Raw genomic sequence first — 23,634 nt, 5'->3', positions numbered from 1 at the left:
GGAAGGGCGGCGGCGGCTGGCAGGTCTTCGGACTTCGTGGACATAGGGGCTTTCGCCTCCCGGCCTACCCGCCGCTTCCCAGCTCCCCATGGAGCCAGTGCATAGAACGGGGTCGTTTCCACTTACCGCTACGGGACCAGTTTCGGATTTACACCGGATTCCCTATTAAGTCCGACGGGCAGACGCGCCGCCTCGGACACCAGCGGCCCCAACGTATAGGGGGAATTGGGGCGGGTCAATACAGCCGCTAGCTCGCTCACGCCTGCGGCCTCGCTGATGCCTGGCCGGCGGGGCGCGTCCTCGGACCGAGCCGGGGTGTCGATCGCGAGCTCTGGGCTGCGGCTCACTCCGCGGCGAGGGTGACCGGCAGGCCACTCTTGCAGTCGCCCGGGAAAGATCACTAGTCGTTAATTTGGAGTTAATATGGCCGAGCAGCCCGTGCCGGGTGGCGTTTCGATCCCGGAACCCATGTGACCTCGCATGTACAAACTATGGTCATATCGATGGCCGATCGAGCTCCACTGCCCGGAAGAAACGGCCAGATGCTCAAACTACGGGCTTGTAATACGTACAAACTATGCGAATCCGTCCACGTTGAACGGGATAGAGGCCAGGCGAGCTTCGCATGCACGTTGGCGAACGAGCGGGCGACCTGGGTCGGGGCATCGAGCGTGACCGATCAGCAAAGCGCGGAAGTCCGCCGCCGCTACGATGAACTCGACGCCGATGCACCGTCCGCGTCACGACGGGCGCGAATGAACCAATAGGTCAGCCCCAGGGCTAAGGTCGCACCCGCCAGTGCAAGCACCTGGGCCGCGCTTACTGCTTTGAGATCGAGCAGGATGAACTTCCGCGCAAGGGCGAGAATGGCGATGAGCAACAGTACCGATGTCTGCACGATGCTCTGCTGTCGCGCGACCATGTACTGCAACGTGTGATTGAATTCGAGGGCGATCAACAGCGTCATGATCTCGCCGAACACCGTCTGGAATACCGCGTGGTCCAGTGGATCCATCGCGCTGAACACCAGGCCGTTCACGACGCCCATCGCAAGGCGAACCAGAGCGACGATGATGATCACGCTGATCAGGAAGGTGAGAGCCAGCGCGACGATCGCTTCGAAACGCTGGTAATAACCGAGGAGCGACCAGCTGACGGTGAGCTGTTTCAATCGACTCGATTGCATGGAGGTGATCCTCTACCGGGCGCCGGCCTTGGCAGCGAATGCGAAGGTTCGAAGGAGCTCGCAGAACTCGATGCGGCCCCTTCGACCCGAACTGACTGGCCCCCTCAGCCGGGCAGCTTGTCGGCCAGTACATCGGCCTTGCGAATCACCGGTGCGCTGGCGAGCAGCTCGCTCGCGTTGTCCATCAGCGCCGCGGCGACCTTGCCGTTCAGATGGGCGTCGCGGCCCGTGTCGTCGCCGAAGGCGTCGAATATCGCGAACGTGCTCGAGTCGAAACGAACGGCGAACCAGGTGGTGGTGCCGGGTTCGGCATCGACGAGTCCCTTCGCGCTCTCGAGGAAGGCGGCAACGTCTTCTTCGCGGCCGGGCTTCGCGTGCAGTTCAACGTAGAGGCTCTTGGTCGTCATGTCGATCTCCGGTGGGTGGTAGATCCGAACGACTCGATACTGCGCCGATTGGCGACAGGATGCACGTGCCGCCTCACGATGAAGAGCGAATCCGCTGAAACGTCGCTGCCTGATGTCGGGCACTGACTCGGCGAACACACTGCGAAAGCATCTTCGGCGACCCGACGGGAACGGTATACGGATGCTCCTGTCATCAGTGCATCATTCATCCAGATCGTAAGGGTGTTGCTACGAACAGCTTGCAGAGGGATCTCCTCCTCTGGCCCGATGTCCTTGATCTTCTCCACCCCTGACCCGCGTAGTAAACGCAGCGTTTTGACGTACGTGACCTTATAGGCGCCGCCCTCACGGATGTCGTAATCTGAACCCAGATCGACGTTTTTGCTAAGCGTCTGATGCGGCCCTATGAGCAGAAACGTGGAAGCCTCGGGCGGCCCGAAGCGCACCTGGCGACCCTTGTACGGGAGTTCGCGTCCACTGGCATCGCTCACTTCGAACTCCGGGTTTGCCAATCGATCGTCGGCGATGGCGAACGGGGTCTCAAGCGAGACGGCTGCCATGTTCTCGTCGGTTGGATTCGTGATCGAGAATGTGACGATACCTCGTTCCGCCAAAGCCGCCTCCGACGGCAACGACAGGACGACGGGGGGCGACTCCTCAGCGCAGGCTGCGTCCGCGAATCCTAGAGCAGCCGCAACGAAAACCACGGCACGTTTGGACCGAATACCCATTTTCATACGTGTCTCCTTTTGTGGCGTGGTGTGCCAGACGCTTTGCGGCTATGGCTTCGCCCGTCACGGGTGAACGAGAGCGGCATTGCTTCGCTCCTGCGCGTCGCTCAGAACCAACGAGAAGAACATCACCTCGGCGCCGTTGTACAGCTTGAAGAGCACCCGATGGCGGCCCGCGGAGAGACGAAGGCGTATCTTGCCCTCGCTCAGGTTGTAATCGGCGATCTCGTGTTTCATCGATCGGGCATCCCGCAGAAACCAGGGCTTTACCGGCGCGCCGCCTTTCCAGACGAGTCGATCGTCCACCCACACCTTCGCCGCGTCGTCGGCGCCGATCCACGCCCATATCTCGCGGTCACGGTCGAGCCTCAACTCGGTGTAGCCGTAATAGACGGCGCTCTCGGAAGGATCCGGGAGGAACAACGGGTATTCGCTTGCCTGGACATGGCGCCACGTGAGCGTTCTGCCCGACTTTCCTGCGTAGGTTCCGTCGAGATCGACGGCCAGCTCCGGCAACTCCTGATGCTCCAGTGGCTGGTCGCCGATCGCATCGAATGGCCCCACGACATACCACGTGTCGACGTACAGGCGGTTGGCATACGTGCCGCCGGGACCGACGCTGCGGCCCCCTGCCGCCCGGACCGGCGCATCGAGGGGCGGGATGGACGAGAACCGTCCCCGCGGCACGACGTCCGCGCCGCGCCCACGATCCGTGGCGACATCGAACGGGGTCAGCTCGGCATCCCCTGCAGAACCGGCCAATCGGGCACCTCCCGGCCCACCCTTGGCGTCCCCGGCCGCTGATGCGGCGCCGGGCGATCCCGACTGTGCGTCGCGCGTCGACGTCGCGGCGAGCTGGGTTTCGAGCTGGGCCAGTTGCGCGAGTGCCTCGGCCTCCGTGCGCGGCATCTTCGGCAGCGTTGGCAGGTCGGCGTGCTTTTTCTTCAGGGCGTCGTAGCGCGCTCGCGCTTGCTCGAGAGCGTCTCGCGCCGAACGAATGGGGCGGAACGGAGGTGGGGCGGTGTCCTGCGAACGCTGCGCAAGTGCAGCCTCGGCGGATGACAGGTCGTTCAGACGCTGGGTCGCCGCCGCCTGGAAAGCGGCGTTGCGGGTCGCCTGCACCCGCCCCGACACGTCGTTCGAGGCCGGGCGGAGCTGAGTCAGGTAGTACGCCAGGCCCAGCAAGAGGGCGTGCGTCAGTATGGACCAGAGCACATCGCGTGCCGGGCTTTCGTTTCGGATCGGGCGATACGGATCCCACGACGATCGCCTGGCCATGCTAATGCCGGACGTGGACGGCGAGGTTGGTGAGCCCTTCGAAGGCGCACGAATCCATGATGCTTACGATGTCTTCGAACGGGGCACGGCGATCTCCGTCGATGCGAATCACCGCATGCGCATCGCGCGCCGCGAGGTCGCGCAGACGATCGTGCAGCTGGTTCTGCGTCGTCGCGACGCCATCGACATAGATCGCTCCATCGCGCGCCACGGCGATGACCATGCCCGTCGTCGATGCTTCGTCCGCGCGAAAGGTCGCCGCGGCTTTCGGAAGATCGACGGGAATGGACCGATCGCGCTTGTTGTCCTGGTTCGCCTTGAAGGTGGTCGCCACCATGAAGAACATCAGCAGGAAGAAGATGCAGTCGATCAGAGCCACCAGCCCGATTTCCGGCTCATGATCGTCCCCCAGATCGATCTTCACGATGTCGCGCCGCTCGTCGTGCCCATGAAGTGGGTCCGCAGGAGCGCGCCCGCCTGCCGTTCCAGCTCGAGGCCAAAGGCGGTAATGCGGTATTTGAAACCGTGGTAGAAGGCCAGCGCCGGCAGAGCCACGCAAAGGCCGGCCGCCGTGTTGACCAGGGCTTTCGAAATCCCGCTCGCGAGCGATGCGGGATCGACCGGACCGGAGAAGGCGAGTGCGTGGAATGCTTCGATCATGCCGGCCACCGTGCCGAGGAGACCCACGATTGGCGCAACGGTAGCGATGATCGCCAGGGGATAGATACGGCGCAGATGGTCGCGAAGCTCGATGGAGGCGATGTCTTCCACGCCCTTAGTGATCGACGCCAGATCGTGCGCACGATAGTCCAGCATGTAGCGCAGCATGCGCGAGAGCGTACTCGGATCGCTCGAGATCAACGTCTGGACCTGATCGATCCTGCCCTCTTGCCACAAGACATCCGCCCGGCGCGCGAGGCCCTCGGGGACGACCAGTCGCTTGCGAACGCTCCGAAACCTCTCGATAGCCACCCAGAGCGCGATCACCGACATCGCCAGCAAGACCAGGATGGCCAGCCCCCCTTCTCTCAGCTCACCCATCACGGAAACCCCGGCCGGGCATAAGCCGATGACAGCTGGTGAGACGCAGGGAAATCGGGAACGATCGAGCCGGCAGAACAGGCAAACAGGCGACGATTCATAGGCGTCCGTTCATCAGCGAGTGCGCCGAGTATAGGTCGATTTCCCGCTTCTCGCGGACCAGGGTTGGGGTCGCGAACGCACTGCCGCCCACCGGGCAGCAGCGGTCCAGGCCAAGTCGACGAATTCGGCATCATGATGACGGCTCGAGTTCGACCTTGATCCACCCGGGCTGCCGCTGGTCGAACTGCTCGTAGGCCGCGAGTGCGTCGCTCAGTGGCTCGCGTTCGGTCAGGATCGACGTCGGAACGACCTGCCCGCTGCGCACGAGCTCGACGAGCATGGGAACGTACTTGCGATGGTTGCAGTTGCCCATGCGCACGGTGAGGTTCTTGTTCATCGCCGCGCCGATGGGAAACAGGTTATCCGAGGGCGGGTAGACACCGATGATGGCCACGGTGCCCGCCTTGGCCACGGCGTCGACGGCCCACGCCAGCGACTGCATCGGTCCGTCGCCCGCCCGGAAGTGCTCGGCGTCCTCGCGCGCGGCGGGCGATGCCTGCTTCGCCGTCTCGGGTGTATTCGATGTTTTCGCCGGCCCTTCGTGCGCGTGTTCGGCATCCACGCCGACCGCGTCGATGACCGAGTCGACACCGATGCCGCCCGTCAGCTGCTTGATCGTTTCGACCGGGTCTTCCTTCGAGAAGTCGATGACTTCCGCGCCCTGGCTCCTCGCCATCTCCAGCCGATCCGGATGCCGGTCGATCGCGAAGACGCGACCTGCGCCCATCAGCTTCGCGGATGCGATCGCGAACTGCCCGACCGGTCCGCAGCCGAACACGGCGACGAGGTGACCCGGCTTGATGCCGGCAAGGTCGGCACCGAAATAGCCCGTAGGAAAGATGTCGGAGATGAGGATCGCCTCGTCGTCGCTGACCTCGTCCGGCAGGCCGACCAGGTTGACGCCGGCGAACGGCACACGGACCTTCTCCGCCTGCATGCCATTCAGGCCGCCGGCTTCCTTCGGGCCACCGTAGAACGCGGTCCCCGGACCGTTCGGATTGGCGTTGTCGCACTGCGCCGAATAACCCGCGCGGCAATACGAGCAGTACCCGCACGCGACCGTCGAGGGGATGACTACGCGGTCGCCGACCTTCAGGTTGCGCACGGCCGGGCCGATTTTCTCCACCACGCCGACGCCTTCGTGTCCAAGGATCGTTCCCGGCTCGACGCCCGCCATCGTGCCGCGGATGAAGTGCAGATCGGTGCCGCATATCGCCGAGCTGGTCAGCCGGACGATGGCGTCGGTGTCGGCTTCGATGGTCGGCTCGGGCACGTCGTCGAGGCGAATGTCACCTGTCCCGTGGAAGACGATGGCTTTCATAAGATACTCCGGCATGTGGAAGCCACGACGCTAGCGGTCGGGCCGTGAACGGCCGGCCCGCAAACTGTCGCCGTCCGATGATCGTCCGCATCCTCGCGGTCAGGTCGCCTTCTTCACGGGCGACGCAGGTGCCTCCATCCGCACCAGTTTCATCGGCGGCGAGCCTTCGATCATCGTGAAGCTCGAAAAGTCGGGGGTGAATTCGACCGTGATTCCCAGGGATTCGGAGCGAAAGCGTCGTGCGGAGAGCGTGACGAGTCGCTCCGCGACGGGCGCACCAGCGTTCGCGTAGAGACCGCCGGGCCGGGCTTCGAGGACGACATCGAGTCCTCCGCCGACGAAGTGCCCTGCCGCTTTGGCGTACTCGGCAAGGCTGAGCGTTTTCTCTTCGCTCGCCGGTGCGGCGATGTCGGGCCAGCCGTAGTCGGTGGCCACCGCGCGGACGACGTCGGCCACGATTCGCCGGTCACCGCCGTTGGTCAGCACGACGACGCCTTCGCCCTTGTCCGCATAGGCGATCATGAACACGTAATACCCGACGTTGACACCGTCGTGCATGAAGCGCGACGGACCGCTCGGATAGACGGCCACGCCCATGCCCCAGTTGTCCTTGACCGCGGTGAGCATCTGCCGCGTCATCGCCGGTGACAGACGATGACCCGTCTTGCCCTGGGCGGAGGCCTGGATATCCATGATGAGGCGGGCCAGATCCGCGGCGGTCGTCCACAGGCCCGCGGGCGCGAGCTCCGGCTGAACGCGGTAGTTCCCGGCAACGACGCTGCCGTTCTCGTGCCCGAACGCCAGGTTGGCGACCAGCTCGGGCGACGGCGGCATGGCGAAGGCGCTGCGTGTCATGCCGAGCGGGCCTAGCACTTCGCGTCGCTCAAGCTCGGCGAACGGTGCACCGCCTGCGTCGGCGAGCGCGACCTGCGTCACGACGTAGCCACCACCGGAATACTCGAACGTCTGCCCGGCAGGAAGCACGCTGCGCACGGCGGGCGTGTTGGCGGGCGGCACGCCGCCCAGGATCTGTTCGGGCGTGGGCAGCGGCACGCCGGGCATGTAGCCGATGAAGCCATGGACGCCGAGACCCGACGTATGACTGAGCAACTGGCGTAGCGTGACGCCGTGCGGCGCCAGCGCCGGGTCCGCCGGAAGTTTCCAGGAACGAAGCGCGTCGTCGATGTTCGCATCCAGCCCGAGCTTTCCCTGCTCGACCATGCGCAACGCCAGTACGGCAGTGGCGACCTTGCTTATCGAGGCTGACTGGAACACCGTGTCGGGCGTCACGGCCTTGCAGCTCACGACATCGCGCACGCCCCACCCACGCGCCCAGGCGAGCTTGCCGTCGTGGATCACCGCGACGCTGATGCCGGGCACGCCGTACTGGCGCATCCGCTCGGCCAGCGTAACGGGCGTGTCGCCCTTCCGAATGACGGGCGGCAACAGATGCGATTCCACGTAGCGCGTGTGCGCGTTGTCCGGCCCACCCGCGGAAGCGGCAGGCTCGGGACACAGGGCGAACGCCGGTGCCGCGGCGAACCCGGCCACGACCATCGCTCCACGCATGACGAGTCGTTCGATGCCTCGCATCGTTCGTGTCCTTCTGCAGGATGTATTGGGGTGGCGGACGTCCTACTGACGACGGACCACGCTGCTGACGATCAGGCCGTCGCGGTCGAGCAGGAAGAACACCTGCTCGGCCCCGTGTTCGTGCTGCACGTCGTAGCTGTCCCAGCCATAGTCCGTGACGCCGTTGAATCGATAGGACTGCACGGGACCGAGCGCGTCGAAGTACTTCGACAGCGACTCGCGCTGCGCCGCGCTCTTCGGCGGCGTACCGGAGCGCGTGCCCGCGTCGGTGGGAGGATTGGTCAGAACGAGTCGCAGCGCTTTTTCGCTCTCGGGGTACGGTGTCTGTTCGCGGATCCTCGCGGCGAGCGCTGCCCGGATCGCTTCGGCCCGCGCCTCGTCGACGCGGTTCGCCGTCGCGGCCAGCGCGCCGTGGATGTAGACCGCCATGGCCTCGACGCGGTCGCCGGCGCCGCGGGTGAATTCGAGCCGCGCGTCGAGCACCGGAATCGCGAACGACGTCTCGCTGATGGCCGGTGCGTCGATTGTCCCCTGCGCCATGAACTGGCCGATCGGCGTCACCGTCAGGTCGCCGCCCTTGCGCGCCACGGTGACCAGCGAGTAGTCGCCAAGTTCGTACTCGCCGGCGTAGGCATCGAGGATATCCGGACTGATCCGGATGGCCCCGTTCGTGGCCGGCACGGCGGTGGCGGGAGGCGTCACCTGTGTCGCGAACACCGCCATGCCAAGCGCGACGCTGATCAGGGCGAACGCGGTGGCGCGTGCCCAGCGTCCTGGTTGGGAAAGCATGATCCTGATCCGGTGTTCGAGGAACGATCGCGATTCCGACATGGCGGTGACCGAACCGATGAATTCGGACTGGTTCTGCCCTACCTGGATCAGCGTCTCGCAGTACTCCTGCACCTGGCCACCCGAGCGCAGCACGCGCGCATCGCAATCGACCTCGATCGCGCAGCGAAGGCGATGGAACTGCCACCACAGCAGCGGATTCCATGGCATGGCTGAGAGCAGCACCAGGGCGCCGGCGACGAGCAGCGGATCGCGTGCGCGCAGATGCGACTGCTCATGGGCCATGACGTAGCGCTGCTGCCCGACCGACTCGCGCATCACCCACGCCGGCACCACGATGCGCGAGCGGACGAGGCCGACCACGGCTGGGCCGGCGCTGTCTGAAACCAGCACGGGAACGCCGCACAGCTGGTCCGTGGTCCATCGGCGCTTGCGTCGCTGAAGGATCAACGCACTGGCGGACAGGAAGGCGACCAGGGTGAACGAGCTCGCGGCCCATATGTCGATCGCCGCCCTGTTCACCGACGGGGACGCCGTGTAAGCACTCGCTCCGCTCCAGTCGATCGCGACCGACGCCAGGGGAATCGAGGTGGTGTCCCGCAAGGCGATGGCGGACGCCGCGCGCGTCGGCGTTGCGGGCGTGGGCACCGAAACCGTCGCCATGCCGATCGGCAGCGCCACCGAGGCGGCGATCGCGGCCATCCACGGCCAGCGCTTCGGCATTCGCCGGGATGCCATCGCCTTCTCGGCCATCAGGGCCGCCACGCCGAGGGCCACCGTGACGAGGACGGCATACACCATCCAGGCCAGCATCACTTCGTGTCCTTGTCGGCGTGCTCGGCGAGCAGCTTGCGCATGCGGCCGATCTGCTCGGTCGTGAGCTTCTGCTCGGAGACCAGGTGCGAGAAAAGGAGTTCCGTCGAGCCCTTGAACAGTTTGTCCGTCAGGTGCTGCAACGCGTTCTTCCGAGCGGCCTGCTGCTTCACGCTCGCGAAGTAGCGGTGGCCCCGTCCCTCTTCTTCGTAGCCGACGTATCCCTTCGCCTGGAGCGTGCGCAACACCGTCAGTACGGTCGTGTAGGCCAGCCTGTCGCTCAGCTTCTCGCGAACGTCCGCCACCATGGAAGGCCCGTGCTCCCACAGCACCTGCATGACGTCGGCCTCGCGGTCGGTGAGGGAGATCTTCATGCACGGCCCCTGCGGCGATATCTACTAAAGATGTAGTAGTGATACGCCCGAAGGGCCGCCCGCGTCAACTAATTATTTAGTAGATGACGCGGGAGGGCGCTTCGCTTCGTAGGTCCCGACTTCACCGTCATCCGCCAGTTCCGAGATCCTTGACTCTCCGCTGTAGGTGCTCAACATGAGCGCCTTGCGGGCATCGCCCGTGACGATGAACAGGCTCGCGCCGGACCTGGCGTTCGATACGACCTTGAAGTGCTCCACCTTTCCGTTGGCCGAATCGAGCGTCAGCACGGCTTCACCGCCCTGGTCGACGGTGCCGTACCCCCCGCGCTCGGTGCCGTCCGGGCCGTTGATGACGATACCCGAGAGGTCACCCGCCCGCGTGCCCGTCTTCCCGTCGATCGTCGGTCCCGGTAAGGGCGCCCCGATGACGACGCGAGGGATACCGGCGGCATCGTCGATCACGATGCCCCTCGCGTGCAGGGTTCGATCGCCTCGCTGCGTGGCGATGAAAGCGGCCGCCGAAAAGCAGACCGCGATCGACGACAATCCGAGGCTTATCCATGACACCACCGCTGGCCGCACCGTGAACTCCTTCATCGAACGCGTGACTCCCGCAACCTAACTCACGGTCATGGGGCGCGCCAGCGGAACGTACCGCATGCCGTGGCCTCGTCGTCAGAACGCCATCAGCATCCGGGCCGAGACTCCCTGTGCCTGATCGCGCTGGCCCTTCTGATAGTCGTAGCCGAAGGTGAGCGACGTGCGTTCGGATAGCGCCGCGTCGATGCCGACGTTCAGAATGCCGCGATAGCGCGACAGGCCCACGCCGGTAAGGGGCTGCCATTGATGCAGTCCGACGAAGCTGGCGTCGAAGATGTCACCCTGCGAAGCGAGTGTGCGCTGGAACTGCGCGCTCGCACGCACCGCCACCGAGCGCCCGCCTGCGAAGTTCCATTGTCGCGAAGCGCGCAGCCCGAGGCCCGCCTGCCAGCGATCGATCACCTGCGCATTGGCGCGCAGGCCGAATCCGCCGGCGCCGTCCTCCGCGAAGCCGTCGCGGTCGATCCTGGCGTACTCCGTGCTGAAGAACGGGGTGATGAGTGTCCCCGCCCAGCCCATGCGCAGCCCGGTCTCACCATACGCCACGCTGTAGCTGCCGCTGTAATTGGTCGAAACGCCCTGTGCGGAGGTGCCGAGCAGAAGCCGGCGATCGACGTCCTGGTGAAAGCGCCCGAAGCCGAGGCGGCCATGCGCATACCAGTTGCCGTCGAGCCAGCCGGCGTAGAACATGCCGTCCGTGTTCCGGCTGCGATTCCGGTCGGCGCTTCGATCGAGCTGCTGACGCCCGGTGCTCTGGCCGAAGGCGAAGCCCGCCACGCCGGAAGTGCCGATCGGACTGTCGCTGCCGACCAGCCAGCCATTGAGCTGGAAGCCGATGCCGTCGTAGCCGGTGCGCCCCATGTCGCCGCCGACGTTGAGGCTCTGCGTCCACATGCCGTAACCGTCGCTCTTGCACGCCAGAGCGTCGAGGCGATCCGACAAGGCGCGGTTCGAGGCGTCGATGCTTTCGAAGGTCATCGCCGCGCTGGCGGCATGGAGCTCGCCGGAAAGGCTCCGCAGGGAAGCCTGTGCCGCCTGCAGCGACGGCGCCTGCTGGAACTCGCCAGCCGCCTGCACGAAAGCGGTCGTGACGGCGGGGGAACCGTTCGATGCCGATGGCGATCCGCTTGCCGCGATCTCGCCGTCGATCTGGTCGAATGCCGCCTGCACGCGCTGCGCGCTGCGGAACGACGCCGCCGTGTAGCTCACGCCGTCGCCCGCCGCGGCGGTCGTCACGTCCAGGCCGGTGGTATCGAGCCACACGCTGTTCGGCGTGTAGTTGATGGTGGTCGCCGTGAAGACGACGCCCGTGTCCTTGACCAGCCGATCGAAGGCGCCGGTAACGCCACCGTTCGCGGTGAGGACGTCGGTATGCGTGTTGGCGACGTAGCCGGAGTCGGCGCCGGTGATCCTCAGCGTGCCCCCGCCGAGCGTCGCCATGCCGTCGACGGCGACCTTGCTGCCCAGATCCAGCGCGATGGTGGCCGTGGGTGACTGAACGTAGTCGCCACCGACCTTCGTATCGCCACCACGCACGGAAACCACGCCCGCGTTGAACAGGCTACCGGTCACGCCGGGGAAGCCGGGCACGTAGTACCCGCGCCCTATGCCCGTCACGGTGCCGGATGCGTTCACCGCCGCGTCGCCCGGCAGCGTGTAAGACGATTGCAATCTGCCTTTGTTCACCGTGGTCCCGCCGGCGTACGTATTCGGGAGATCCATGATCAGCGACGCGGAACCGTTCTGCGTCACGGAGCCCGTGCCCGAGGTGACGCCCGCGAAGATGTTCCACTGGCTGTCGTAGATCAGCGCGCCGTCGTTTTCGACATTGGCCATGGAGAAGCTGCCGTTATCGCTTCCCGGAAGCGAGCCGGTGTCGTCGATCTGCAACGTACCCCGTTCGATCCTGACGCGCAGGGAGCTGATGTCCGCCGGTTGGGTCAATGTCAGCTTGCCCGTGCCCGCCTGCACGAGGTAGCCCACCTGGCCCTGCGTGTGGCTTCCGACAAGCAGTCCGTCGAAGGCGATGTCGTCGCTTCGATTGAACACGAGACTCGCGTTGTACAGGTCGACCCTGAAGGGTGCACCGAGGGACCCGGTCGTCCCGCCGTTGCCGACCTGCACGGTGCCACTCGTGATCGTCATGCTACCGGGCCTGAGATCGTCGTTGTCGAAGATCCAGCTGCCGTTTCCGGTCTTCCACAGGTACCCGTTGTCGAATGTCGTGCGACCGGTGACCGCCTGTGAATACAACTGCACCGTCCCCGCATCGCCTTCCACGGTCATCCGGGACGACGCGGTCGTACCCAGCTGAAGATCGCCGTGGATCGAGCTGCCAGCGCTCAGCGTCACGCTATTGCTCGCCGTGCGGAACATCTGCACGTCGCCGATGATGCTGCCCGCATTGACGAGCGTGAGGCCACCGCCCGTGTGGTGTCCGAGGCCGTCGTCGTCCGTGGCGACATAAATGGCGCATTCCGCATTGCTGCAGTCGCCCCGCCGCGTACCGGTGGTCTCGATGACCGACCCCGCGCCATTGGTGACCGATCCGCCGCGCTGCAGCCAGATCGCGGTGCCGGCGCTGGAGATCAGGGCACCCCCGGTGTTGCTCACCGACGCGGTCGCGCCTGTCGCTTCGATACCGCGACCCGACGATGCGACGATCGAACTGCCGATGCCGTCGTTGCCCACGCTGCCACCGGCCTGCATCTGGATGGCGCCGAATCGGCCCGACAGCGTGGCGCCAGCCGTGTTCCGGATCGACGAGAACTGCCACGCCGTTCGCGCCGCGAGACCCGTGTCGGACGCGATGCGGGTACCTGAGCCGTCATTGTAGATCGCGCCCCCGGCGAGCAGGTCGACGGCCGCATCGCCACCCTCGATCAGGCCACCGCTACCATTCCTGACCGTACCCATGGCGGATCCGAAGCCGACACCGGACTGGATGCCCCGGATGATGCCGCCGTCATGGTTCCAGACCGTCCCGCCGTCGAAGAACTCGTCGCTCATGCCGCGCATGCCGAAGGTATTACCACTCAGCACGCCCGCGTTATCGATCATCCCGTGGCCCATCAACCAGACCGCGTTAGGAAGGGTCACGCCGTGGTCGACCCTTAGCGTGGCGGCCGGATCGTAAGGATGGTCGTTCACATCCACGACGATGTCGCCCGACCCGAGCGTCGCACCCGGCGCCACCTCGAGGATGCCGTAGCGCACCGTCGTCCCGCCCGTATGCGTATTGACACCGGTGAGGGTCAGCCGCCCGGTGCCGCTCTGGACGAGCGTGCCGCTGCCGCTCACCACGCCGCCGTACGTCACATCGTCACTGCGGTTGAACGCGAAGACACTGTTGTTCGTGACATCGCCGACGATCCAACCCGTCGTGCCGCCGGTCCCCACCTGTAGCACGCCATCGTCGACCGTCGTTCCGCCGCGGTACGTGTTGTTTGCCCCGAGGGCGAGCGTGCCGTGATCCGTCTTGACAAGCATGGCATCGCCATCGAGCACGCTGTCGACGGTCGCGACCATATGAGCGCTGAGAATCGAACCGTCGCCCACGCGGATGGTGGAGCGTGCCGGATTGGCCGCGTCGCCCACGAGATGGATCGGGCCTCCGCGCACGGCGTACCCTCCGACAGCGAACTGCATGCCGGACACGTTGACCGGGCCGCTGCCGCCATCGACGCTCACCGTGCCGGGACGTCCCTGGAAGACGGCGAACGATCCATCGCTGAATCCGGCGTTCGCCGCGCCGCTGGCGTCGGTCCACGTATCGTTCCCTGGATCCGCGCTCCATGTACCGTCGCCACCGTCGATGGCGTTGTTCCCCTTCGCTCCGGCGCCGTCCCAGAAGCCGAATCGCATGCCACGCGTGTCGATCAGGTTCACTTCATGCGCGACGCCGGTCTGCACGTACCAGCCCGTGGACGGCATGTTCCCCAGCGACAGGCCGTTGTCGGTCAAGACGCCGCCGTAGTTGAAGAGGCGATGCACGCCGGGGCCCGGGTCGCCGCCCGATGCCACGTCGACGTGGAGGATGCCGTCGAGGGTGAGATCGCCCCGCACGTTGATCAGGTCACCCGACTGGACACCGCCGGCGGCCTGCAGGAAACCGAAGTCGAGTATCGAGGCCGACGAAAGGCGGAGGCTGCCGTTGAGGGTGAGCACGCCGGTCTTGCCCCGGTCGCCCGGGGACAGCGTCGCGCCGTCGGCGACGGTCACATCGCCACCGAGGATGCCGCTACCGCCAAGTGTCGCGCCGGCGGCGACCGTGGTCGCTCCCTTCGCCGCCGTCTGGTCGCCGTTGACGTATAGGGCACCAGCGTTGACCTGCGTGCGTCCGCCGTAGGTGTTGTAGCCCGTCAGGGTGAGCGTGCCGGCGCCGGTCTTCACGACATCGATCGCACCGGCGAGGGTCTCGGGCACGACCGTCGATACGTTCGCGGCCACGTCGAAGTTACCGTTGGGGCCCGGGGCGGTACCGCCGCCGCCCGTTGCGGGTGGCGGCGTCGGCCGGACGTTCCCGCCGCCGCCGCCCCCTCCGCCACAGGCCGATAGGCCGAGCGCCAATGCCACGGCCAGCGCGATCGCGCACGGCTTTCCCCAGACGCCCACGGCCACGCGGCCGGGTGCGGCGACACCTCGCAGTTCTTCCATGTTTTCCCCCTGTGGAGCCGGCATCTTGCCGCAAGATCTCACGGTCTTCCAGTGAGCCGACCCGCGCCCATCCCTACGGATGATTGCGAGGAACGGCGCCATGTGGTCCTTTCGGGGGACCTGCTATCCGGGAACGAAACACGCTTCGATGGCCTCCGCGACCACCAACCGGTCGATGCGCTACCTGCGCGTCGACGACACCGAACTGCGATACGCGGCGATGAACCGCAGCGGGCTCACCGTGAGCCGGCTGACGTGCGCGCGCGAAGGGCACGGCCCCAGCGATCCGCACGCGCTCGAAGGCGCTTTTCTCGTCGCGCTTCAGTTGGCCGACTATCGCGGCGAACTCTGGCGGAACGGACGAAGGGTGCCGACGCGCATGTTCGGCGCGGGCGAGTTCACGGTCTACGACTATCGCGAACGCTGGCGGGCGAATCTGCTCAGCCGGTTCGACTGCATGAACTTCCATGTTCCGTTGTCGTCTTTCGACGCGACGGCGCTGGAGCTGAAACGTCCCGTCGACCGGCTCGACGTCGCGCCGGGCGTGAGCGTCCGGGACACGGTGGTGGAGAACCTCGCGAGTGCCCTGCTTTCTGCCACCGTCGCCCCGCAGGAAGCCAGCCGCGTCTTCACCGACCACGTGGAGATGGCCTTGCTGGTCCATCTCGCGACGCGCTACGGGGCCAGCGCGCCGGTGCCGACGCGACATGCCGGCGGCCTCGCGCCAGCGCAGCTCCGGATGGCAACGGAGATGCTCGCCGACGATCTCATGGGGCGGCTCTCCATCACTGACATCGCCGCCGCCTGCGGCCTTTCCAGCGGTTATTTCATCAAGGCGTTCAAGGTCTCCAGCGGCCTTCCGCCGCACCGGTGGCTGCAGCGGCGACGTGTCCAGGTCGCCATGCAACTGCTCGCCGGCTCGACGGACGCACTGAGCGATGTAGCGTCCGCGTGTGGCTTCGCGGACCAGAGCCATTTCACCCGCGTGTTCCTCCGGATCGCCGGCGTCACGCCAGGCGCGTATCGCAGCGTGCGAGGCCCGGCTGGCTGAGACCGCCGCGATCCGTCGCGGCGGTCGTGCCGGTCACTTGCCCGCGTTGGCGCGTGCGCGGCGCTCGATGCTGGCGGCGAAGAGCGGCGTCTCGCGGCTGTTGTGATCGCTCGATGCCGACTGCCGCGCGGCAGCCGCCTGCTCGATCGTCATGCCGTTCTCGGCGAGCCACGCCACGTACTCCGGCGGCGCCGACGAGACGACCGAGTTCGTGTACTTGCAGCTCGTCTCGTCGATGGCCTCGACGGACAGATCCCAGATCACCTGCACGCGGCTACGGCCCTGCGGCGCGAAGACGTCGGACAGCGACACCATCCGGCAGTGATTCGGTTCGGCGACTTCGGCGACGTATTGCTGGATCACGAGCCCCTTGCCGATCATTTCGACATTGATCGACATCCGGCGGCCGTCGTCGGTCCAGGTGGAGCCGGCGGCGATGTGATCGGGTGGGCAGCAACGCTTGTATTCATCGCTCGGCAAGCTGAACAGCCATTCGGCGATGTCGACCTTGTCGACGGGCTGATTGATGACGGCGCTGTACGCGGAACGGGAAAGGACGTTATCGGACATGACGGGGTTCTCGTGGAGAAGGGTGTGACGAAATTCTCCCTGCGGGAACGCGGACGTTCTTGGCGTAACCGCATTGCAGGCGATCGTGGAACGAAACCGCCGGCGTGGAACGTTTCGGCTGTGCGAACGAAAAGAAAGGCCGTTGAAAATTACGAGGCGTATGCTGTCGTCCTAGTCCTCATCGAGCGGCACCGTCATGGCCAGGCTGGTTTTGTTTCTTCTCTTGTTGGGCGCGTCGCTGGCACATGCCGCGGATTCTCCCAAGGACGTCCAGGCGCTGATCGCCCGCGGCGACTATGCCGGCGCGGAAGCGATGCTGCGCGAGGCGGTGGCGGAGCACCCGCAGAGCGCGAAGGCGCATTACGTGCTCGCGGAGGTGCTCGCGCACCGGGGCAACATCGCCGATGCAAAGGCCGAGGCGACGAAGGCCGCCACCCTCGATCCCTCCACGCGATTCACCGACCCTGCGAAGTTCCAGGCGTTCCAGCGCGAGCTGGACGCGGCGCTCGGGTCCACGACGCAGGCACCACGCGTCGATACCGCCGCTCGTTTCGGGGATGACGCGCGATCCGCGACCGGCTCGGGCGGCTCGTCGCACTTCACGACGATCCTCGTCATCGGTGGTGTCGTGATCCTCGCCCTCATCCTGCTGATGCGGAAGAAGCGCGATGCCACGCCTGTCCCGGGCCCGTATGCCGGGACGCCTCCCACCGATGGCGTGCCGCCGTACTCGGGCTACACGTCGAACGGTGCTTATCCGCCCATGCCTCCGCAGCCGCAGGCACCTCACTCGGGTGTGGGCACGGCGGTCGCCGCCGGGCTGGGCGGCGTCGCGGCGGGCATGTTGCTCGACGAGGCGCTCCGCTCGCATGGCGAAAGCACCGAGCCGCGCGACGTGACACCGGTGAGCCGCGACGACCGCGACCCCTCGGGTCAGGCCTACGACGACCTGCGCGACCGTCCCATCGACATGGGCAACGACGATAGCTCCTGGGGCGACGGCTCGTCGGGCGACGACGATTCCTCCGACGACAACACCTGGTGATCGTCAGCGCGGCGCCAGGATGGCGTCGAAGGCCGGGGCGAGGATGGCCGCGAGGGCCTCGGGAGACGCTTCGGCGAGCGCCTGCATGCCCAGCATCTGCCGCATGAACTGGAACCCCGCGATCAGCGCGAGCGCGACGCCGGCGCGGAGTTCGGCCGACTCGCCCCCGAGAGACGAGGCGAGGGTGTGCTGGTGGTGCTTCTCCACCTGCTCGCGACAGATGGCCGCCGCGCGCTCGTTCGACGCCGACTTGAGCAGGATGAGGAAGCCGTCGAGTCGGGAACCGTCGCCGGCCGTCCGCTCGATCAACGCACTCGCGAGATCGCGGCCTCGTTCCCTGGAAGCCAGCACGTCGTCGCGCAGGATCTGCGGCTCGGCGAGTGTCGTCGCCACCACCTCGGCGAACAGTTGCTCCTTCGACCCGAAATAGCGGTTGACCAGCATCGCGGTGACGCCGACCTGCTGCGCGATGTCGCGAACGCCCGCGCCGTCGTAGCCGAAGGTCGCGAACGCGTGGCGCGCCGAGGCCAGGATCGAAGCCCGCGTCGCCGCGGCGTCGCGCTTTCTCGGGGCATCGGAGGACGTCATGGCGGGCTCCTAAGTAAACAGGTGTAGACAAGGGTTGTCGCCTAAGTATACTGGTGTAGACATCATGATGGGATGGCTACAGTGGATCTTCGTCTCAGCGGAAAAATCGCACTCGTCACGGGCAGCACCTCCGGCATCGGCGCGGCGATCGCGCGAATGCTCGCCGCGGAAGGTGTGTCGGTGGTCGTCCACGGTCGCGACGCCGCCCGCGCCGCGGCCGTCGTGGAATCGATCGAGGCCGCAGGGGGCCGCGCATCCATGGCCCTCGGCGACCTGGCGATCGCCGTGCAGGCGGAAAGCGTGGCCGATGTGGCGCGTGCCGCTTTCGGACAGATCGACATCCTCGTCAACAACGTCGGCGGCTCGTCCGACACGTCGCATGCCGACTGGTTCGGCGCCTCGGTGGATGAGTGGGCCGAGAACTACAACGCGAACACCCTCGCCGCCGTGCGCCTCACGCGCGCCCTCGTTCCCGCCATGTGCGAGCGCGGATGGGGACGCGTCATCCAGATCTCGTCGCGCAACGCGATTTCCCCGCATGCGCAGTTCCCCGCCTACGGCGCCGCCAAGGCGGCGCTCAACAACCTCACGCTCAGCCTTTCGAAATCGCTCGCCGGAACCGGCGTGACGGCGAACGCGATCATGCCGGGACTCATCTATACCCCGCAGCTCGATCATTGGTTCGCCACGACCGCGAAGCCGTTGGGCAGCGACGATCCCGAGGTCGGCAAGCAGCATGTACTGCGCAACGTGGTGAGACAGACCGTGGATCGCCTGGGCATGCCGGAGGACATCGCGATCGCGGCCTGCCTGCTGGCCAGTCCGCTCAACGACTTCATGACAGGCACGATCTTCCGCATCGACGGCGGTGCCACGCCGACCGTCTGACGCCGATGCGGCGGCGCAGTCGCACGCAACGACGAGACGAATTCCGCTTGCACGATTCATCCTGCCGCAAGGAATCGGAAGGCAGACTCCGGTGACGTTGATTCCGGCCTCGTGCCTCGTACGGAGATAGATCCATGCGTACTCCCACCCTGCTCATGGCCGCTTCGCTCGGTCTCGTCCTCGCCTCGGGCGCCTTCGCTTCCGACCGTCCCGATCCGGGCAAGCTGACGAACAAGTGCCTCGACGCCGCGGGCAAGAAGTTCGACGTCAAGAACGACTACATCAAGCTGCAGCCGCTCGAAGCCGCGGACTCGGGCTACTCGATCGCCGGTGTCGCCAACGCGGGCATCGACGGCGAGAAGAAATTCACCTGCGAGTTCGACAAGAAGGGCAAGCTCGCGAACCTGGTGCCCGAGGGTAAGTAAGCCTTCATCACGCCACGGCCGCGACGACCCGGTAACTATCGCGCCGGGTCGTCGTCGCCGGCGCGCGACGCCGGATAGGCCCACCGCAAGGCCGCCCGCTCGGACGCGCGATAGATGGTGTCGTGCCGCTGTTCCGGGCGCGGAACGTACGTCCACACCAGCCCTGGCGGTTTCGCAGCGCGCAGCGCGCGATCGAACGCCGCCACGTTCGGTGCGATGTTTTCCTCGTCGGCCGATGTGAGGAAGAGGTGCCGCGAAGTAGCCGGCAATCTCCGCAGCAGCGCCGGGGCATCGCGGACGATGCCCGCATCGTTCCACCAGAGACTCGGGCTGATGGCGATGACCGTATCGAAGAGAGCCGGCTCGTGAAGCAGGCTCTCGATGGCGAACAGGCCGGCGGTGTGTAGACGTTGATGCGCCGCGTCTCGGCCGACGATGCCGACGCCAGCGAGAAACTCTCGTGAGCCGGCGGGACGTCGTCGGCATGGGCCACGAACGTGGCGGCAAGCACGACGAGGGCGATAACGGTGGTCCGTGGCATGAAAGCGTCCCCTGAGCACGACCTTCGACTCTAGCGGCCGTCGTTCCGCAGGTCATCACCGCGGTGCTGACACATCCACATATCGATATTTATGGAAATGTAGTAGCCTCGTCGTGCATGACGGCCTGCGGAGCACGACCATGACCACGCGCGCGTTGAACGTGCTGTTCCTGTGTACCCACAATTCGGCGCGCTCGGTGCTTGCCGAGAGCATCCTGCGCAAGGAGGGTGCCGGACGTTTTCGGGCGTTCTCCGCGGGCAGCTCACCCCGGACGTCGGTCAACCCGATGGCGATCGAGGTGCTGGACGAGTTCGGTTACCCCACGACGGGGCTCGAGTCCAAGAGTTGGGACACCTTCGAGGCGGAAGGCGCGCCGACGATGGACATCGTGATCACCGTCTGCGACAACGCGGCGGGCGAAACATGCCCCATCTGGCCGGGACGGCCCGTGACCGCCCACTGGGGCATCGAAGACCCGTCCGCCGTGGAAGGCTCGCCGGTCGATCGCAAGCGTGCGTTCGTCACGGCGCTACGTTACCTGCGACAACGCATCGGCGCGCTCGTCGCATTGCCGACGGAACGGCTCGATGCGCTTGCCATGCGGCAGGAGCTGGTCCGCATCGGAAAGGGCGAAGGCGCTTCGCCGCTGGCGCGCGGAAACGGCTGACGAATCAGCGCGTGGCAGCGTGCCGCCTCTTCGGCGTTTCACCGGCGGCTTTCGCGCCGCGCTTTGCCGGCAGGCAGTCGCCGCCAGTCGCCGCGCAGCAGTTCTCGGTGAGGAACGCGACAAGCCCGTCCACCGCGGCGATCACCGGCGCGTAATAGATGAACCGGCCGGACTGCCGGCTCGTCACGAGCCCGGCGTGAAGCAGTTCTTTCAGGTGAAACGAAAGCGTGGCGTTCGCGAGGCCCAGACGCTCGCCGATCGCGCCCACGGGAAGGCCGTCCGGCCCCTGCTCGATCAGCAGACGGAAGATGGCCAGGCGCGATTCCTGAGCCAGTGCGGAGAGGACCTTGATGGCTTCGGGCGTCTTCATCGAATGGGCCGGCAACGAATGGCCAGTGTAACAAATGCGCGCGCGGCGGCCGCGCCATGGACATCCACGTCCAGTCCAGCGAGCGCGACATCCCGCGCATCGCCTTCGCGTACGCGCTCGCCGGTGGCTTCGCCACGCATGACGTCCCTGCTGACGGCATGCTGTCAGCAGACCACGCCCGTCCGGCGGTTCCCTCCACCCACGCCGCTGTAAAATCGCGCGATGGTTTCCCCCGCTCGACGTGGCTACATCCTCACGCGCCACTGGCGCGACACGCGCGATGGCGTGGAACTCGACTTCTGGCTGGCGACGGACGACGGCCCGCGACACGTCGTGGTGAATGGACAGACGGCGGTCGCCTTCGTGCGGGAATCGCAACGAGGCGAAGTCGAGGCGGCGGTCCGCAACGACCCGGTGTTCGAACTCAGGCCCCTGGCGATGAAGACCCTGGACCAGGAGCCCGTGGTCGGGCTGTACGCCCGGAACTACCGCGCCATGCTGCGGCTCGAGAAGCGGCTCGTGGAGCGCGGCATCGCCCTGATCGAAGCCGATGTCCGGCCGACGGATCGCTACCTCATGGAGCGCTTCATCACCGCCTCGGTGACGGTCGAAGCGGCTGAAGACGACGCGCACGCCGTTCTCGTGAATCCGCGGATTCGCCCCGGCGAGCCTTTTCGCCCAACGCTGCGCATCGTGTCGCTCGATATCGAAACCAGTGCGATGGGCGAGCTGTACTCCGTGGCGCTCGAGGGTTGCGGGCGGCGCGACGTCTACATGCTCGGTGAGGCACCCGCCGACGAACCGGGCCCGCAGGACTTCGTCCTGACTTACTGCGCGGACCGCCGCGCGATGATCTACGCCATCAACGCATGGTTCCGCGAGCACGATCCCGATGCGATCGTCGGCTGGAACCTCGTGCAGTTCGACCTTCGCCTCCTGCAGGCCTGCGCGGATCAGCACGGTCTCGTGCTGTCGCTGGGCCGCGGCGGCCGACCGGTCGACTGGCGCGAACACGGACGCCGGGAGAACTACGTGTTCGCGTCGATCCCCGGACGCCTCGCCATCGATGGCATCGAGGCGCTGCGTTCGGCGATGTGGTCGTTCCCTTCGTTCAGCCTCGAATCCGTCGCGCAGGCCTTGCTCGGCGAAGGCAAGGACGTCGACGATCCATACCATCGCATGGACGAGATCGAGCGTCGTTTCCGCGAGGACAAACCGGCGCTCGCACGCTACAACCTGGTGGACTGCAAACTGGTGACGCGCATCTTCGCGAAGACGCGGCTGCTCGACTTCGTCCTCGAGCGCGCGAACGCGACGGGCCTGCCCGCCGACCAGTCCGGCGGCTCCATCGCCGCCTTCAGCCACCACTACCTGCCGCGCATGCATCGCGAAGGCTACGTGGCACCGAGCGCCGGTGCCGTGCATGGCGTGTCCTATCCCGGCGGCTTCGTGATGGATTCGCGGCCGGGCATCTACGACTCGGTACTCGTGCTCGATTACAAGAGCCTGTATCCCTCGATCATCCGCACCTTCCTGGTCGACCCCATCGGGCTGGCCGAAGGCATGCTGGACCCGTCGAACGCCGTGCCCGGACCGAACGACACCTATTTCTCGCGTACCCGGCATTGCCTGCCCGGCATCATCGACCACCTGTGGAAGCGGCGCGATCAGGCCAAGGCCGAAAGCAACCAGGCCCTGTCGCAGGCGTTCAAGCTCCTCATGAACGCGTTCGTCGGCGTGCTCGGCGCGCCCGGTGGCCGGTTCTTCGATCCCCGGCTCGCGGCCGCGGTCACGCTACGCGGCCACGAAGTCATGCGCAGCACGCGCAGGCTCGTGGAGGACGAAGGGTACGAGGCGATCTACGGGGATACCGATTCGATCTTCATCTGGCTCGGCCGCGCGCACGACGAAGCGGCGGCGATGGCCGTCGCGGACCGGCTCCGGCAACGGATCAACGACTGGTGGAAGACGTCGCTCGCGTCCGCCCACGGCATCGAGAACCACCTCGAGATCGAATTCGACACGCACTATGCCCGCTTCTTCATGCCGACCGTTCGCGGCGGAGAGACGGGGAGCAAGAAGCGTTACGCCGGCCTCTTCGTCAACGACGACGGCGAGGAGGAGCTCGCCTTCCGCGGCCTCGAAACGGTCCGCAGCGACTGGACACCGATGGCGCAGCGCTTCCAGCGCGAACTCTACGGGCGCATCTTCCGTCGCGAGCCGTATGCCGACTACGTCGTCGATTACGTACAGCGCCTGCAATCCGGCGAGCTCGACGACCAGCTCGTCTACCGCAAGCGTCTGCGCGGAAAACTCGACTCGTACGACCGCACCACGCCACCGCAGGTGCGCGCGGCGCGCATGGCCGACGAGTACAACGCGCGCCACGGCCGGCCGCTGCGCTACCAGAACGGCGGATGGATCAGCTATGTGATGACGCTGGCCGGTCCCGAGCCCGTCGAGGCGCGCGCCTCGGCCATCGATCACGAGCATTACCTGTCGAACCAGCTCGAACCCATCGCCGACGCGATCCTGGCGCCTCTGGGCCAAAGCCTCGCGGCGCTGACGAACCGCCAGCCGGGTTTGTTCTGATCCCG

Annotated in this window: 22 protein-coding genes and 1 riboswitch; of the genes, 6 read left to right on the top strand and 16 right to left on the bottom strand. The window is 66.2% G+C overall.

Features of this window, described 5'->3' with window-relative positions:
* Positions 1-219: riboswitch (cobalamin riboswitch) on the bottom strand.
* A 487-nt stretch (positions 220-706) separates the two neighbouring features.
* The 12 genes from BMW54_RS16865 to BMW54_RS16810 all read right to left on the bottom strand — a co-directional run bounded on the left by BMW54_RS16865 (position 707) and on the right by BMW54_RS16810 (position 14,891).
* Positions 707-1,186 (bottom strand): phosphate-starvation-inducible PsiE family protein, encoded by a 480-nt coding sequence (locus tag BMW54_RS16865; protein WP_090058381.1) that lies wholly within the window; start codon positions 1,184-1,186, stop codon positions 707-709.
* Between the two features lie 104 nt (positions 1,187-1,290).
* A complete protein-coding gene (locus tag BMW54_RS16860) occupies positions 1,291-1,593 on the bottom strand; it encodes a putative quinol monooxygenase (RefSeq protein WP_090058378.1) in 303 nt (100 codons plus the stop codon).
* Positions 1,590-2,330 carry a hypothetical protein gene (locus tag BMW54_RS16855; protein WP_090058376.1) on the bottom strand — a complete coding sequence of 247 codons (741 nt, stop codon included), beginning with the start codon at positions 2,328-2,330 and terminating at the stop codon, positions 1,590-1,592. Before BMW54_RS16855 ends, BMW54_RS16860 begins: the two co-directional genes overlap by 4 nt.
* 57 nt (positions 2,331-2,387) lie before the next feature.
* Positions 2,388-3,602, bottom strand: a complete 1,215-nt coding sequence (locus BMW54_RS16850; protein ID WP_090058374.1) for a hypothetical protein — start codon at positions 3,600-3,602, stop codon at positions 2,388-2,390.
* 1 nt (position 3,603) lies between these two features.
* Entirely contained in the window at positions 3,604-4,026 is a 423-nt protein-coding gene (locus BMW54_RS16845; protein ID WP_175472909.1) for an ExbD/TolR family protein, read from the bottom strand.
* A complete protein-coding gene (locus BMW54_RS16840; RefSeq protein ID WP_090058370.1) occupies positions 4,023-4,643 on the bottom strand; it encodes a MotA/TolQ/ExbB proton channel family protein in 621 nt (206 codons plus the stop codon). Before BMW54_RS16840 ends, BMW54_RS16845 begins: the two co-directional genes overlap by 4 nt.
* 232 nt (positions 4,644-4,875) lie before the next feature.
* Complete coding sequence (locus BMW54_RS16835) at positions 4,876-6,066, bottom strand: zinc-dependent alcohol dehydrogenase (RefSeq protein ID WP_090058368.1); 1,191 nt, start codon at positions 6,064-6,066, stop codon at positions 4,876-4,878.
* Between the two features lie 99 nt (positions 6,067-6,165).
* A complete protein-coding gene (locus BMW54_RS16830; protein WP_090058365.1) occupies positions 6,166-7,659 on the bottom strand; it encodes a serine hydrolase domain-containing protein in 1,494 nt (497 codons plus the stop codon).
* Between the two features lie 42 nt (positions 7,660-7,701).
* Positions 7,702-9,261 carry a M56 family metallopeptidase gene (locus tag BMW54_RS16825; protein WP_090058362.1) on the bottom strand — a complete coding sequence of 520 codons (1,560 nt, stop codon included), beginning with the start codon at positions 9,259-9,261 and terminating at the stop codon, positions 7,702-7,704.
* Complete coding sequence (locus BMW54_RS16820) at positions 9,261-9,635, bottom strand: BlaI/MecI/CopY family transcriptional regulator (protein ID WP_090058360.1); 375 nt, start codon at positions 9,633-9,635, stop codon at positions 9,261-9,263. The genes BMW54_RS16825 and BMW54_RS16820 overlap by 1 nt, the downstream gene beginning before the upstream one ends.
* A 72-nt stretch (positions 9,636-9,707) precedes the next feature.
* Positions 9,708-10,232: a hypothetical protein gene (locus BMW54_RS16815; RefSeq protein WP_090058358.1), complete on the bottom strand. Its 525-nt coding sequence runs from the start codon at positions 10,230-10,232 to the stop codon at positions 9,708-9,710.
* A 78-nt stretch (positions 10,233-10,310) separates the two neighbouring features.
* Positions 10,311-14,891 (bottom strand): autotransporter domain-containing protein, encoded by a 4,581-nt coding sequence (locus BMW54_RS16810; RefSeq protein ID WP_175472908.1) that lies wholly within the window; start codon positions 14,889-14,891, stop codon positions 10,311-10,313.
* A 148-nt stretch (positions 14,892-15,039) separates the two neighbouring features.
* On the opposite strand from BMW54_RS16810, the gene BMW54_RS16805 reads away from it, so the two are divergent.
* Positions 15,040-15,942 (top strand): helix-turn-helix transcriptional regulator, encoded by a 903-nt coding sequence (locus tag BMW54_RS16805; protein WP_175472907.1) that lies wholly within the window; start codon positions 15,040-15,042, stop codon positions 15,940-15,942.
* Positions 15,943-15,975: 33 nt separating this feature from the next.
* Here the strand turns inward: BMW54_RS16805 and BMW54_RS16800 are convergent, their stop codons facing one another.
* Positions 15,976-16,512: a hypothetical protein gene (locus BMW54_RS16800; RefSeq protein ID WP_090058353.1), complete on the bottom strand. Its 537-nt coding sequence runs from the start codon at positions 16,510-16,512 to the stop codon at positions 15,976-15,978.
* 196 nt (positions 16,513-16,708) lie between these two features.
* Here BMW54_RS16800 and BMW54_RS16795 point away from each other — a divergent pair, with 196 nt between their 5' ends.
* Positions 16,709-17,557 carry a tetratricopeptide repeat protein gene (locus tag BMW54_RS16795; RefSeq protein ID WP_090058352.1) on the top strand — a complete coding sequence of 283 codons (849 nt, stop codon included), beginning with the start codon at positions 16,709-16,711 and terminating at the stop codon, positions 17,555-17,557.
* Between the two features lie 3 nt (positions 17,558-17,560).
* Here the strand turns inward: BMW54_RS16795 and BMW54_RS16790 are convergent, their stop codons facing one another.
* Positions 17,561-18,145, bottom strand: coding sequence for a TetR/AcrR family transcriptional regulator (locus BMW54_RS16790; protein ID WP_090058349.1), 585 nt, complete (start codon positions 18,143-18,145; stop codon positions 17,561-17,563).
* Positions 18,146-18,226: 81 nt separating this feature from the next.
* Between BMW54_RS16790 and BMW54_RS16785 the strand changes: the two genes are divergently transcribed.
* Together BMW54_RS16785 and BMW54_RS16780 are read left to right on the top strand one after the other, a co-directional pair.
* The gene (locus tag BMW54_RS16785; protein ID WP_090058347.1) at positions 18,227-19,033 is read left to right on the top strand and encodes an SDR family NAD(P)-dependent oxidoreductase; all 807 of its coding nucleotides are present in this window, start codon (positions 18,227-18,229) and stop codon (positions 19,031-19,033) included.
* 134 nt (positions 19,034-19,167) lie between these two features.
* The gene (locus BMW54_RS16780; RefSeq protein ID WP_090058344.1) at positions 19,168-19,458 is read left to right on the top strand and encodes a hypothetical protein; all 291 of its coding nucleotides are present in this window, start codon (positions 19,168-19,170) and stop codon (positions 19,456-19,458) included.
* Between the two features lie 35 nt (positions 19,459-19,493).
* On the opposite strand, the gene BMW54_RS18645 is transcribed toward BMW54_RS16780, so the two are convergent.
* Complete coding sequence (locus BMW54_RS18645) at positions 19,494-20,018, bottom strand: alpha/beta hydrolase (protein ID WP_139206132.1); 525 nt, start codon at positions 20,016-20,018, stop codon at positions 19,494-19,496.
* Positions 20,019-20,139: 121 nt separating this feature from the next.
* Here BMW54_RS18645 and BMW54_RS16770 point away from each other — a divergent pair, with 121 nt between their 5' ends.
* Positions 20,140-20,667: an arsenate reductase ArsC gene (locus BMW54_RS16770; RefSeq protein ID WP_090058340.1), complete on the top strand. Its 528-nt coding sequence runs from the start codon at positions 20,140-20,142 to the stop codon at positions 20,665-20,667.
* Between the two features lie 4 nt (positions 20,668-20,671).
* Here the strand turns inward: BMW54_RS16770 and BMW54_RS16765 are convergent, their stop codons facing one another.
* Positions 20,672-21,037, bottom strand: a complete 366-nt coding sequence (locus tag BMW54_RS16765; protein WP_090058339.1) for an ArsR/SmtB family transcription factor — start codon at positions 21,035-21,037, stop codon at positions 20,672-20,674.
* Between the two features lie 222 nt (positions 21,038-21,259).
* Here BMW54_RS16765 and BMW54_RS16760 point away from each other — a divergent pair, with 222 nt between their 5' ends.
* Positions 21,260-23,629, top strand: coding sequence for a DNA polymerase II (locus tag BMW54_RS16760; RefSeq protein ID WP_090058337.1), 2,370 nt, complete (start codon positions 21,260-21,262; stop codon positions 23,627-23,629).
* Positions 23,630-23,634: the final 5 nt, after the last annotated feature.

The organism is Luteibacter sp. 329MFSha (assembly GCF_900111665.1).
Taxonomy (GTDB): domain Bacteria; phylum Pseudomonadota; class Gammaproteobacteria; order Xanthomonadales; family Rhodanobacteraceae; genus Luteibacter.
Note: the sequence above shows the minus strand (reverse complement) of the source record. Positions and strands in the feature narration are given on the sequence as shown.